Source organism: Pseudomonas umsongensis (assembly GCF_012647205.1).
Taxonomy (GTDB): Bacteria; Pseudomonadota; Gammaproteobacteria; order Pseudomonadales; family Pseudomonadaceae; genus Aquipseudomonas; species Aquipseudomonas umsongensis.
On record NZ_CP051487.1, the window covers coordinates 634,304 to 646,423 of the forward strand.

General features: G+C 60.8%; 12 protein-coding genes. 4 read left to right on the top strand and 8 right to left on the bottom strand.

Annotated features, from left to right (window positions below):
* Positions 1-100: 100 nt before the first annotated feature.
* Positions 101-1,621, bottom strand: coding sequence for an AhpA/YtjB family protein (locus HGP31_RS02780; protein ID WP_020798561.1), 1,521 nt, complete (start codon positions 1,619-1,621; stop codon positions 101-103).
* A 135-nt stretch (positions 1,622-1,756) separates the two neighbouring features.
* On the opposite strand from HGP31_RS02780, the gene serB reads away from it, so the two are divergent.
* Entirely contained in the window at positions 1,757-2,971 is a 1,215-nt protein-coding gene (serB, locus tag HGP31_RS02785) for a phosphoserine phosphatase SerB (protein WP_168757131.1), read from the top strand.
* A gap of 127 nt (positions 2,972-3,098) precedes the next feature.
* On the opposite strand, the gene asd is transcribed toward serB, so the two are convergent.
* The 3 genes from asd to HGP31_RS02800 are packed head-to-tail and all read right to left on the bottom strand — an operon-like array spanning position 3,099 to position 6,374.
* Entirely contained in the window at positions 3,099-3,959 is an 861-nt protein-coding gene (asd, locus tag HGP31_RS02790) for an archaetidylserine decarboxylase (protein ID WP_020798559.1), read from the bottom strand.
* A gap of 18 nt (positions 3,960-3,977) precedes the next feature.
* Positions 3,978-4,793, bottom strand: coding sequence for a rhodanese-like domain-containing protein (locus HGP31_RS02795; RefSeq protein ID WP_168757132.1), 816 nt, complete (start codon positions 4,791-4,793; stop codon positions 3,978-3,980).
* Positions 4,794-4,835: 42 nt separating this feature from the next.
* Positions 4,836-6,374 (bottom strand): HDOD domain-containing protein, encoded by a 1,539-nt coding sequence (locus HGP31_RS02800; protein ID WP_168757133.1) that lies wholly within the window; start codon positions 6,372-6,374, stop codon positions 4,836-4,838.
* A gap of 166 nt (positions 6,375-6,540) precedes the next feature.
* Here HGP31_RS02800 and motA point away from each other — a divergent pair, with 166 nt between their 5' ends.
* The gene (gene motA / locus HGP31_RS02805; RefSeq protein ID WP_008063575.1) at positions 6,541-7,392 is read left to right on the top strand and encodes a flagellar motor stator protein MotA; all 852 of its coding nucleotides are present in this window, start codon (positions 6,541-6,543) and stop codon (positions 7,390-7,392) included.
* 3 nt (positions 7,393-7,395) lie between these two features.
* Positions 7,396-8,412 (top strand): flagellar motor protein MotB, encoded by a 1,017-nt coding sequence (gene motB / locus HGP31_RS02810; RefSeq protein ID WP_151143881.1) that lies wholly within the window; start codon positions 7,396-7,398, stop codon positions 8,410-8,412.
* Between the two features lie 129 nt (positions 8,413-8,541).
* On the opposite strand, the gene HGP31_RS02815 is transcribed toward motB, so the two are convergent.
* From HGP31_RS02815 to rsgA, 4 genes are all read right to left on the bottom strand, one after another.
* Positions 8,542-9,033, bottom strand: coding sequence for a toll/interleukin-1 receptor domain-containing protein (locus tag HGP31_RS02815; RefSeq protein WP_020798554.1), 492 nt, complete (start codon positions 9,031-9,033; stop codon positions 8,542-8,544).
* The gene (locus HGP31_RS02820) at positions 9,033-9,992 is read right to left on the bottom strand and encodes a caspase family protein (protein WP_168757134.1); all 960 of its coding nucleotides are present in this window, start codon (positions 9,990-9,992) and stop codon (positions 9,033-9,035) included. Before HGP31_RS02820 ends, HGP31_RS02815 begins: the two co-directional genes overlap by 1 nt.
* Before the next feature lie 2 nt (positions 9,993-9,994).
* On the bottom strand, positions 9,995-10,162 hold the full coding sequence (locus tag HGP31_RS02825) for a hypothetical protein (RefSeq protein WP_020798552.1): 168 nt from the start codon (positions 10,160-10,162) through the stop codon (positions 9,995-9,997).
* A 198-nt stretch (positions 10,163-10,360) separates the two neighbouring features.
* Entirely contained in the window at positions 10,361-11,392 is a 1,032-nt protein-coding gene (rsgA, locus tag HGP31_RS02830; protein ID WP_020798551.1) for a small ribosomal subunit biogenesis GTPase RsgA, read from the bottom strand.
* A 107-nt stretch (positions 11,393-11,499) separates the two neighbouring features.
* On the opposite strand from rsgA, the gene orn reads away from it, so the two are divergent.
* Positions 11,500-12,042: an oligoribonuclease gene (orn, locus tag HGP31_RS02835; protein ID WP_020798550.1), complete on the top strand. Its 543-nt coding sequence runs from the start codon at positions 11,500-11,502 to the stop codon at positions 12,040-12,042.
* Positions 12,043-12,120 lie beyond the last annotated feature (78 nt).

A 12,120-nucleotide genomic window follows, 5' to 3' on the forward strand; every position in this document is an offset into this window, starting at 1 on the left:
GAACGCGGAGCGTCCCTTGAGGCATTCCCACGCAGAGCGTGGGAACGATCAGCCCGCAGACGATCACTCATCTGCGAGCTTCTTTACAGCGGGGCTAAGGCTACGCGCGGCGTTCGTGCATCCGCGCCAGCTGTCGCTCGAGCATCGACGGATAAGGCTCCATCAGCCGCTCCACGCAGCAGGCGCCTTCAGGGCTGGCGATCGGGCGGATCCGTGCGCGCTGGCGGATCAGGGCGTCGTCATTGATCTTGCGTTCCACCAGCAGCAGGTTGCGGCTGTGCTGCGACAGGGCCAGGGCATCCTGCGCGGCGTCGGTCAGCAACAGGTCGATCTGGCTCAGGCCAAACAGTTCGTCGCCCAGGGTCAAGCCAAGCTGCAATTGCAAGGTGATGCCGCTGTCGGCGACTTCGATCTGCAGTTGATGGCCCAGCGCCCGCAGCAGCTCGCCGCAGCAGATGGCGTTGGTCAGGTAATCGTCGCCGCTGTCTTCGTTGTGGAACAGCATCAGCGTGCTGCCATCGTTCAGGGTATGCAGTTCGCTCTGGTAGAGCGAAGCAGCCTGGTCGAGGCAGTCGCGGTAGCGTTTGAGCAACTCTTCCAGGCGTGTCCGGGGCAGGCGTCGCAGTTGTTCCTGTGAGCCCAACTGTACGGCCAGAACGGCGCTGTGCTGCGGCACGCTGGAGGCCACGGGCTTGCCCAACGGTTTGGCGGTGCTTGCTGGCGCATCATCGAGCAGATCGGCGAACGCATCGTCGTCATCATCTTCAACGGTACTGACGACACGTCGTGGCGCGGCCTTCATCGCGGCCATCGGGCGGCTTTCATCGAAACTCGGATCGCGCAGGTTACGCACTTCGAAGCCCGGTTCAGCATCGTCGTCCTCGGCATCGTCGAGTTCAGGTTCTGGCACGGGCTCCGGTTCAGCCGGTTCCGGCGCGAATTCGGCATGCAGCTGGCGCGCCAGGTCGCCGATCTCGTCATTACGCTCGGTGGCCGGGGTGTATTCGTCGATGTTGCGCAACCACACCCGCAATTGCAGTAGCGGCGTAGAGAGATATCGCCCCATGCGCAGGCTCAATGCCAGGGACAGGGCCAGCAGGATCGCGCTCAAAATCCCCATGCTCTGCAGGCTGATGGTCATCGGCTGCTGGAACTGATCCATGTCCAGGCTGATGCGCAGCTGACCGGCGGTCACGTCCTGGAAAGTGATCTTGCTCTGATAGATGCCTTCGGCCTCGCCCAGCAGGCCATGCTTGGGACGCTGGCCGGCCTCGGCAAGGATGCGGTTATCCATGCTGTAGATGGCGGCGTGGGCCACCAGCTTGTTCTTGGTCAGGTTGTTGAGCAGGACATTGAGGCTGAGGATGTCGTTGGACACCAACAGCTCGGTGGCGGAAGTGGCCGTCTGCATGGTCAGGCTTTCACCCAGCGCATCCGCCTGCTCGTGCATGGCCTGCTTGAACTGCAAACCCATCACGCAGGCATAGATCACCAGGGCCAGAGCGACCAGGATCACGTTATGGCTGGCAATGCGCAATGCAATCGGTACACGGCGGTGGCGCAGTGCACGGAAGATCAGCAGAAAGAAGTTATCGGTTTTTACTGGCGTGGGCCGGTTCACTTGAGCTCGGCTCTTTTGTCCGTGAAGTTGACGCGCAGTATAGCGACAGGCCCTAGGCCGTCAAAGCGCTCACGGTGCCCGATGGTCACTGAATGTGGGTAGAATGCGGTTTTTTTCCACTTGCGGGGGTGCGCCTTGCGCGAAATCGTCCTGATAAACATCACGGGAGTCGACCGTCCGGGTCTGACTTCGGCCATTACCGGCGTTCTGGCCCAGGGTGGTGTGAACATTCTCGACATCGGTCAGGCGGTGATCCACGACACCCTGTCGTTCGGCATCCTGGTTGAAATTCCTGATACCGAACAAGGCAAGTCGGTGCTCAAGGACATCCTGTTCAAGGGCTATGAGCTGGATCAACAAGTGCGTTTCACGCCGGTGTCCGAAGAGGATTACCAGCAGTGGGTCGGTAACCAGGGCAAAAAACGCCATATCGTGACCCTGCTGACGCGCAAGGTCACCGCCGGGCAATTGCAGGCCGTGAGCTCGATCACCGCCAAGTATGGCTTGAACATCGATCACATCGATCGCCTGTCCGGGCGCATGCCTTTGGATACCCCGGACGATAAAGGCAAGGGTTGCATCGAATTCTCCGTGCGCGGTGAAGCAGCTGATCCGCAGGCACTGCGGGCCGAATTCCTCAGCGTCGCCCAGGAATTGAACGTCGACATCGCCTTCCAGGAAGACTCGCTGTTCCGTCGTAACCGCCGTCTGGCGGTGTTCGACATGGACTCGACCCTGATCGAAGCCGAAGTCATCGATGAGCTGGCCAAAGCGGCCGGCGTGGGCGACAAGGTTTCGGAAATTACCGAGCGTGCGATGGCCGGTGAGCTGGACTTCCGCGCCAGTTTCAAAGAGCGCCTGGCGTTGCTCAAAGGACTGGATGTGGGCGTGCTCGACTCGATCGGCGCCTCGCTGCGCCTGACCGAAGGCGCTGAAACCCTGTTCGCCGAGCTCAAGCGCCTGGGTTACAAGACCGCCATTCTGTCGGGCGGCTTCACCTATTTCGCCAAGCAATTGCAGGCCAAGCTGGGCATCGACTACGTGTTTGCCAACGAGCTGGAAGTGGTCGACGGCAAGGTGACTGGCGTGGCGATCGAGCCGATTGTCGATGCACAACGCAAGGCCGATCTGCTGAAGGAACTGGCACATAAGGAAGGCTTGCGTCTGGAGCAGACCATTGCGGTCGGCGACGGTGCTAATGACTTGCCGATGCTGGCGATTGCCGGGTTGGGCGTTGCGTTCCGCGCCAAACCGTTGGTCAAGCAGTCGGCCAAGCAGGCGATTTCCACCCTGGGGCTGGATGGCGTGCTGTACCTGCTGGGCTTCCGCGACCGCGACGGCCAGCTGTAACACCGCAGAACACCTGTAGGAGCGAGTATGCTCGCGATGGACGTCAACGATGACGCGGGCATTCAGAATGCCCGCGTCGTCCTCAGGTTCATCGCGAGCAGGCTCGCTCCTACAGTAAAGGTGTGTATCAGGCCTTCGGCAGGCCCATACCCTGACCCATCCGCACCGGCGAACCCGCTACCAGCTCTTCAGCCCATTTCACCTGATCCGGCCCGAACAGCACGACAGCGGTCGAACCCAGTTTGAAACGACCCAGCTCCGCACCTTTTTCCAGGTGGATCGGCGCGCGTGCGGCTTCGTCGTAGCGGAAGGTTTTCAGCTCGCGTTTCGGTGGCGTAACCAGTCCAGCCCACACGGTTTCGATCGATGCCACGATCATCGCGCCCACCAGCACCACGGCCATCGGCCCGCGCTCGGTGTCGAAAATGCACGCCACGCGCTCGTTGCGGGCAAACAATTCAGGAACGTTTTCAGCGGTGGTCTGGTTGACCGAGAACAGGCGGCCCGGGATGTAGACCATCTCGCGCAGGGTGCCGGCCAGTGGCATGTGCACACGGTGGTAATCCTTGGGCGACAGATAAATAGTCGCGAAATCACCGCCCATGAACGGCGCAGCATTCGCCGCATCGCCACCCAAGAGTTCCAGCACGCTGAAGCTGTGGCCCTTGGCCTGGAAGACACGGCCGTGCTCAATCGGGCCGAGCTGGCTGACGGCGCCGTCCGCCGGGCTGAGGATAGCGCCCGGTGTCTCGTCCAGCGGGCGCGCACCGTCTTTCAAGGCGCGGGTGAAGAAAGCGTTGAAGTGCTCGTAGGCGGTCAGGTCTTCGACCAGTGCCTCGGACATGTTCACCTGGTAGCGCTTGGCGAACCACGCGGTGAATGCATTCTTGAACCAGCGCACGCGGCATTCGGCGATGCAGCCGGCCAGTCGCGAGAGCAGGTTGTGGGGCAGCAGGTATTGGCTGACGATAAACAGACGCTTGTTCATTAACTGTCCTTAAAAACCTTAAATCTCTACGGGCGTGTCGGGATGGTTACCCCATTCGCCCCAGGAGCCGGCGTAGCCCTTGACCCGCGGATAACCGAGAGCCTTGGCCACCAGATAGGTGAAGCCAGATCGATGGTGAGTCTGGCAGTGGGTAATCACTTCTTTGTCAGGGGTAATGCCGAGCTGTTCGAGGATCTGTGGCATGTCGGTACGGATGCGCAGGTTACGCGCCTTGTCCATGCCCGCGGTCCATTCGAAACTCACGGCGCCTGGGATGTGTCCGCCCTTGGCCGCCAGGACTTTCTCGCCGGAATACTCCAGTGGCCCACGTGCATCCCAGATCGCCAGGTCGGCAGCGCCGAGACGGCTTTGCAGGTACTCGCGGGTAGCCGTGGGTTCGTCGTGCAGGGTCAGCGCAACCGGGCCGCCAGCGGGTGGCGGGATCTGGATTGACATGGGCATGCCTTCTGCCAGCCAGGCCGTCAGGCCGCCATCGACATAGTGATACTTGCTGTGGCCAATGACGTCCAGGAGCCAGATAAAGCGACCGGCCCAGCCGCCACCTTCGTCGTCATAAACGACATAGACGGCATCGGGGTTGTGCCCCAGCTCTCCAAACAACGTTTCGAGTGCTGCCTGCGGTGGCATCAGTCCCGGGGCGGGCGCCTGCCCCAATTGCGTGCGTTTAGGATCGACAAAGCGCGCGCCGGGAATGTGCCCTTCGGCGTAGCGGGCAGGACTGGTCAAGTCCACCAGGATCAGTTCGCGGGCATCGAGGCGAGAGAGCAAGTCGCTCGGCTCGATCACCAGCGGCAAGCCAGAGAAGTCAGACATGTGAGGTCTCCAGAGCACAAAAGGGGGGATTGTAGCGCAGCCTTATTGGCCGCGCTGGCTAAAGCTGTGCAGCGCTTTTTCAATGCATTGTGCGGTTTTGCCGAAGGCTTGCAGGGTGATGTCCGAGAATGGCCCGCCACCCTGGTCTGCCACGACGATCATGATTACCCGTCCATTGTTGAGCAGCGAACGCAGTAACAGGTGTTCGCCGCTGAACTGGCTGCGCAGGCTGTTGGGCAGTAACGCGGAAAACTGCGCGTTGTTGAGCGGCGTGAGGCGAACCTGGGCCTGTTGCGCGAGCAAGCGTTGCAGCACGGCGCTTTGACTGACGACAAAGTTCAGGCCAGATGCTTCGACAGGCAGCCCAGCCGTCTGGTGCACACGCAGCTGGGTATGAGTACGGTCGGCCATCAGGATCATCACCCTGCGCATGCCGCAGGCAACCAGTGCGTCGCGGGCAGAGGTGGTCAGGTGGATGGCGTTGGTGAAGCGACTCGGCTCGACCAGCAACTCAGCGCATTGTTTGCGCCACTTCGCCAGGTCTTCGGCGGTGGGTGCCGGGGCTGGCTGCAAACTGGCATGCACAGGGCTCGTGCCCCATGGCCAGATCAGCGCGACAGCGGGATGCCAAAGGTCGGGCATGGCGTGATAACGCGCGCTGTTGGCGGCTTGCTGGTGCAGTTGTTGTTGCACCTCGCTCATCGGTATTTGCAAGTAGAGGCTGGTCAGGTACTGCCAGCGCTCACTGTGCGGACTGTCCCAGGCATGGTGCGCCGAGAGCGCCAGCCCGTTGGCTAAAAGTACCGTGTTGGCCGGTTGATTGAGCCAGCGGCGCAGGGTCGGGTCGTCATCCAGGCGGTTCTGCTGGCGTAGCGGATGCTCGCTGTCACGGGCAATGCGCAGAACTTTGACCAGCTCCCGTTGCTCGGTCAGCAACAGTCGATAGCCCTGTTGAACCCAGATCGGCAGGTGCCACAGGTTCACCAGGGCCAGGCCGATCTCCAGCAGGCGAGCGCCAAACAGTTGCTTTTCGACGGTACGCGCTGATTCGCCTTTATGAATGACCCGTAGCTCCCAGTCATCGAGCAGGTGCGGATGCGTCAGCGCCAACGGCCACAGTGGTGACAGAAACAGCAGGCTGCCCCAATGGATGTCCTGCCACAGGCGGGCCAGGCGGCTGGCAAAAAAACCGTTGGCCTGTTGGCTGGCGTGCTGGCTGATCAATTGCAACTGGCGCAGGGCTTTGGGAATCTCGCCCTGGGGCATGGCGGGCAGTCGCGCGAGCAGCTCCTCGGTGCGTTTCAAACCGAGGCGATTGATGGCGACCTCAAGATTTTCCGCAGGCTCAGTCATGCTGCCATGGCTGTGTCGGTTGGCCTCGCGAATCACGCTCAAGGCCAGGGCCGGACTGTCCTGCATCAAGTCGGCAATCTTGCGCACAGAGCTGCGACTGTCGCGCAAGGCCCGGCAGACACGGTCGTGACTGGCCTGCGGAACCGGCAGGCGTACACCGTCGAGAAGTTTGACCCAGTCTTCGAGTGTGGTCGGAGTTGGCGTTGGGGCGTTCGTGTTTTTAGCCATGTCTGGAGGCGATCATCGTCAACAATACCTATGCCCGGAGGGGGTCAAATTAGCTTTTCGCCTGAACTGGCTATAGTCTGGCGCAGTTTTGCCGATAAGTAGAAGAAGAGATTTTTTAACTTCCGAATATGACCTTGAACCCGACTCAGTAAGTGCTCTCCTACCTATGGCTAAAATTATCGGCATCATCGTCGTATTCGCGAGCGTGCTCGGCGGATACGTGCTCTCCCATGGCAAGATTGCCGCCCTGATCCAGCCTTTCGAGGTAATGATCATCGGTGGTGCGGCCCTCGGTGCATTCCTGCAGGCCAACCCTGGTTACATGACCATGCACGTGCTCAAGAAATCCCTGAGCATGTTCGGTTCGCGTTTCAGCCATGCCTTCTATCTTGAAGTGCTGGGCCTGATCTACGAGATTCTCAACAAGAGCCGCCGCGAAGGCATGATGGCCATCGAAGCGGACATCGAAGATGCCGCGGCGAGCCCGATCTTCGCCAAGTACCCGACGGTCCTCAAGGATGAGCGCATGACCGCGTTCATCTGTGATTACCTGCGCATCATGTCTTCCGGCAACATGGCGCCCCACGAGCTGGAGGGCCTGTTCGACATGGAGCTCTACAGCCTCAAGGAGGACCTGGAGCACCCGTCCCACGCGGTGAACGGTATTGCCGACGCCATGCCCGGTTTCGGTATCGTCGCGGCGGTCCTGGGTATCGTGGTGACCATGGCCTCGCTGGGTGAGGGCGACCAGAAGTCCATCGGCCTGCACGTTGGTGCGGCACTGGTCGGTACCTTCTTCGGTATTCTCGCGGCCTACGGTTTCTTCGGCCCGCTGGCGCATTCCCTGGCCCACGATGCCAAGGAAGAGCTGAACGTCTACGAAGCTATCAAGGCCTCGCTGGTGGCTTCCGCTTCCGGCATGCCGCCGTCGCTGGCCGTGGAGTTCGGGCGCAAGGTCCTGTACCCGGCGCACCGCCCAAGCTTCGCCGAGCTGGAACAAGCGGTTCGTGGTCGTTAAGCCATGGAGAACAATCAGCCGATAATCATCAAGCGCGTCAAGCGCATCGCCGGCGGGCATCACGGGGGCGCCTGGAAAATCGCCTTCGCCGACTTTGCCACAGCGATGATGGCGTTCTTCCTGGTGTTGTGGCTGTTGTCCACCGCCACCCCGGAACAGAAGATCGCCATCGCCGGTTATTTCAAGGACCCGATCGGCTTTTCTGAAAGTGGCACGCCGTACATCATCGATCTGGGGGGCACGCCGACCATGGCGCCGGACAACACCCTCAACCCAGAGATGAAGACCCAGCCGCAGCCGGACAAGGTGACAGTCGACGTCGAACAGGTCGAAGGCATGGCCGAGATGGTGGAGAAGGAGCGCCTGGAACTGCTGCTGCAAGAGTTGCAGAACAAGGTCGAAGAGAACCCGCAACTGCAGAAATTCAAAGACCAGATCCTGTTCGAGATCACCCCGGACGGTTTGCGCATCCAGATCGTGGACGCCGAGAACCGGCCGATGTTCGACTCAGGCTCAGCCCGCCTGAAACCCTATTTCGAAGACATCCTGCTGGCCATGGCCGATACCATCAAGGCCGTGCCGAACAAGATCAGCATTAGCGGCCATACCGACGCCAAGCCGTACAGCGGCACCGGTGAATTCGGTAACTGGGAGCTTTCGGCCAACCGTGCCAACGCGGCGCGCCGTGCACTGGTGGCGGGCAGCTATCCCGAGTCGCAAGTGGCGCGCGTGGTCGGTTATGCCTCGTCGGCGTTGTTCGATCGTGAGCATCCGTTCAACCCGGTCAACCGTCGAATCGACATTGTTGTGCTGACCAAGAAGGCACAGCGTGCCATCGAAGGTTCGCAAGGCGCCGAGCCTGCTCCCGATGTACCGCAAGGTTCTGCCGCTCCGGCTGCACCGGTCGATCCGAACGCATTGCCGGCGGACAAGGAGCCGCTGCCGGCCCACGAATTGCGTGAGCGCTTGAACCTGTTCGATGACCCGGCGCCGAAGCCGGGTGAGCCGGCCAAGCAGTGACCTGACACTGGCTGTTGGGGCCGGCTTGCTGGCGATGGTCGTTGACGATAACGCGTGCTGCCTGGATGCACTCGGCGCATTTGAGTCTATCGCCAGCAAGCCGGCTCCTACAGGGGGTGGGTGAGAAAATCAGAAACCGCGAATGATTCTGGACTTCAAGTCAGTGTGGAATCGATCGGCGTTAGTCCTGTTGACGCTGCGCACCGACTCACTGCCCGTCACCGATTCCAATGACATCGAACGCTTGACCGTCATCTCGTTGCGATAAGCATCGATAAAGAACTCGATATCCCTTTCGCTGCTCAGCTTCGGCCATTTGTCCAGGTACAGCGGCAGCTCTGTCGGGCCGGTCTTGAACGAGCAGATACGCCGATTGGTGATGGTCGCCTCGCCGATTTCGAAGGGCACCCACCAGGACAGCGCGGTTTTCTCCGAGACCACCGCCAGCAGGTGCGTGCATTCGCTGATGTTGCGAGTGATCACCCCGGTGATGTCGTCGGTGGTCTGGGATTCGGCATCCAGTACGTCGAGGTAGGTCTTGATGTTGGCCTGGATCAGGCGCGTGTTGATGCTGATCGCGTAGGCGCGGTCCATGTGGCGGTAGCTGATAAACACTGGCATCAGAAATGTCCCTTGATCGCGAGTTCGCGGTAATAGGCGCCGAGGGCGGTGAGGCGACAGCCGGTGGAGTGGATGGCGGCGTAGTACATGTGCTCGGCGTCCACCGGTTCGACCAGGCTGTGGCGGTTGCACTTTTGCAGCTGGGCGAAGACCTCGCCCTGTTCCGGGTTGAACTCGGGTTCGGTGGGCTCAAAGCTGGGGGCGAGGGGGTAAGTCGACTCCTCTTCGGCAAACCACTCGGGGAGTTTGCGCAGGATTTCCTTGGGAATCAGCGGTGACACTTCGCGCAGGGAGATGAACTGCGAGACGTTGGTCTTGAACACCGGGCGCTGCTCCCAGGCATCGAGCGCGTTGTCGACAAACGCATACAGGCTGCCGGGGGTGATCTTGCCCAGGATGTTCGCCGCTCCGCCGTGCAAGGCCTGGAGTAACAACCCGGTAAACACACCGTGTTGTGCGCCCTCCATCGCCGGCTCTTCCTTTTTGCAGGCGGTCAGGATGGTCATGCCTTCGCCGACCACGCTCCCCTCACTGCGCAAGGCGCGCACCTCGCCGGCCGAGCCGCTCTGGCAACAGTCGAGAATGATCACTTTGTTCTTGATCTTCGTGGCCTTGCTGGCCCAGTTCAGGATGTCGCTGAGGCGAATCCCGTCCTTGGCGCTCCTGTAGTCCTGCGGGATCAACATGCCTTCGTCTGTGTCGATATCGAAGCTGCCGTGGCCGGCGAAATACAGCAGGGCGACATTGCAATCCCCGGAAAACAGCTCGCGGATCTGGTCTTCGAGTTTTTCCCGGCCCAGGTAGTCCTCGGCGGAGGTCAGCACGATGTTCTTGAAGTTCGGATCGCCATTGGCGTCGGTCTTCAACACCGAGGCCATGGCCATGGCGTCGTTGCTGCAGCCCCTCAGGCTCGACACATGGGTGTAGTCGTTGATGCCGATAAACAGTCCCTTGCGCATGGTTACACCGCCGTGTGCTGGCGAATAGCGGTGACGATGCTATCGGTGTTCCACGCACATTCGGCCTGTGCCGCGTCACGTACCCGCGTGTCAATGCGCTCGGTAGCCAATGGCTTGAACGCAATGATCATCTTGCCCGAATGACGGATGAACAAATGGTAGGTCTGCATGGGTATCCCTCAGTGTCGCAGGAGTGCGAAGAGGGTTTGAACCTAGGCGATTGCCGGGCGGCCACAAGGGACTGGCGCGAAAAGAGAAATGTCCTACAAACAAGCGTGGGTAGGCCTTACAGAAAAGTCTGAGTTTAAATGGAGGGGGAGACGCAGACTCCAACCACCCCGCTGAAGCAGGGCGGTCGGCACGTCTGTTTAGTAGCCGTTTTCCGGCAGGCTGGCGATGATCGAGCGGTAGCTGTTCATCCGTTGCTGTTGCACGCGACCGTCTTCCAGTGCCTTGAGCAGGGCGCAACCGGGTTCGCGGTCGTGCTTGCAGTCGCGGAAGCGGCAAGTGCCGAGCAAGTCGTTGAACTCGATGAAGCCGGCTTCGACGTCGGCACGGCTGACGTGGCCCAGGCCGAATTCACGGATACCCGGGGAGTCGATCAGCTCACCGCCACCGGGGAAGTGGAACAGGCGCGCGGTAGTGGTAGTGTGGGTGCCCTGGCCGGACAACTCGGACAACGGGCCGACGCGGGTTTCGACTTCCGGCAACAGGCTGTTGACCAGCGACGACTTGCCGACGCCGGACTGGCCGACGAACACGCTGATGCGCCCGTCCAATTGCTTCTGCAGCTGTTCCATGCCGTCGCCGTGGTGGGCCGACACTTCCAGTACCGGGTAACCCAAGGTGCGATAGACCGCGAGCAGGGCATTCAGCGCCGGGGCGTTGTGCTCGTCGATCAGGTCGAACTTGTTCAGCAGCAGCAGCGGCTTGATGCCTGCGTGTTCGGCGGCTACGAGGTAGCGGTCGATCAGGTTGGCATGGGGCTCAGGCAGTGGCGCGAACACAATGACAATCATGTCGACGTTCGCTGCTACGGGTTTGAGCTGGCCGCGGCTGTCCGGGCGGCAGAGTTCGGTGTTGCGTGGCAATTGCGCCACGATGACGCCGATGCCCTGGTTGCCGGCACGCCAGACCACCTGGTCGCCGGTCACCAGCGCAGGCAGGTTCGCTCGCAGGTGGCAACGGAACACCTGGCCGGCCAGCGCGCCATTGCGGGCTTCGACTTCGACCTGCACCCCGAAGTGGGCGATCACCAGGCCGTGCTGTTCCGGGCCCAGATCGCCGCCCTCAAGTGCCTCGACAGCCGAGGACTCGCGTTTGGCGGCGCGGGCAGCGCGTTCGCCCTGAATCTTTTCGATGCGCCAGTTTTGACGACGATTGAGTTGGCGTTTGGCCATGGGTGTTCCGTAGTAATAATGCAGCGATTAGGTAAAACGGCCGCGAGTTTAGCACGCCCGGCCACCGGCCTAGGCTAAACTGCGCAGCATTGCCTAGGAGCCGACACATGCAAAACCCGCAGAACCTGATCTGGATCGACCTGGAAATGACCGGTTTGAACCCGGATACCGATGTCATCATCGAAATGGCCACCATCGTCACTGACAGCGACCTGAACACTTTGGCCGAAGGTCCGGTGATCGCGATCCACCACAGTGACGAAATTCTTGCCGGCATGGACGAGTGGAACACTCGTCAACATGGCGGTTCGGGCCTGACCCAGCGCGTTCGCGACAGCCGCATCAGCATGGCTGAAGCTGAGGCGCAAACCATCGCCTTCCTGGAGAAGTGGGTACCCAAGGGCAAGTCGCCAATCTGTGGCAACAGCATCTGCCAGGATCGGCGCTTCCTCTATACGCACATGAAATCCCTGGAAAGCTATTTCCACTACCGCAACCTCGACGTTTCGACCCTCAAGGAGCTTGCCGCTCGCTGGGCGCCGGACGTGCGTGACAGCTTCAAAAAGGGTAGCACCCACCTGGCGCTGGACGATATCCGCGAGTCAATCGCTGAGCTGCAGCATTACCGCCAGCATTTCATCAAGGTTTGATCAGGTTGAGGGGTAACGCCAAAGGTTTGTGATGTGTGTGCTGCCCTCTTTTGGTGCTCGGGCGAAGTGCGTAGACTG

What these genes read in the sequence shown, in the direction of transcription:
- HGP31_RS02825 (WP_020798552.1), bottom strand. Translation starts at nt 10,162, where the DNA reads ATGCAGACCTACCATTTGTTCATCCGTCATTCGGGCAAGATGATCATT.
- HGP31_RS02815 (WP_020798554.1), bottom strand. Translation starts at nt 9,033, where the DNA reads ATGCCAGTGTTTATCAGCTACCGCCACATGGACCGCGCCTACGCGATC.
- HGP31_RS02820 (WP_168757134.1), bottom strand. Translation starts at nt 9,992, where the DNA reads ATGCGCAAGGGACTGTTTATCGGCATCAACGACTACACCCATGTGTCG.
- HGP31_RS02800 (WP_168757133.1), bottom strand. Translation starts at nt 6,374, where the DNA reads ATGGCTAAAAACACGAACGCCCCAACGCCAACTCCGACCACACTCGAA.
- rsgA (WP_020798551.1), bottom strand. Translation starts at nt 11,392, where the DNA reads ATGGCCAAACGCCAACTCAATCGTCGTCAAAACTGGCGCATCGAAAAG.
- motA (WP_008063575.1), top strand. Translation starts at nt 6,541, where the DNA reads ATGGCTAAAATTATCGGCATCATCGTCGTATTCGCGAGCGTGCTCGGC.
- asd (WP_020798559.1), bottom strand. Translation starts at nt 3,959, where the DNA reads ATGAACAAGCGTCTGTTTATCGTCAGCCAATACCTGCTGCCCCACAAC.
- HGP31_RS02795 (WP_168757132.1), bottom strand. Translation starts at nt 4,793, where the DNA reads ATGTCTGACTTCTCTGGCTTGCCGCTGGTGATCGAGCCGAGCGACTTG.
- motB (WP_151143881.1), top strand. Translation starts at nt 7,396, where the DNA reads ATGGAGAACAATCAGCCGATAATCATCAAGCGCGTCAAGCGCATCGCC.
- orn (WP_020798550.1), top strand. Translation starts at nt 11,500, where the DNA reads ATGCAAAACCCGCAGAACCTGATCTGGATCGACCTGGAAATGACCGGT.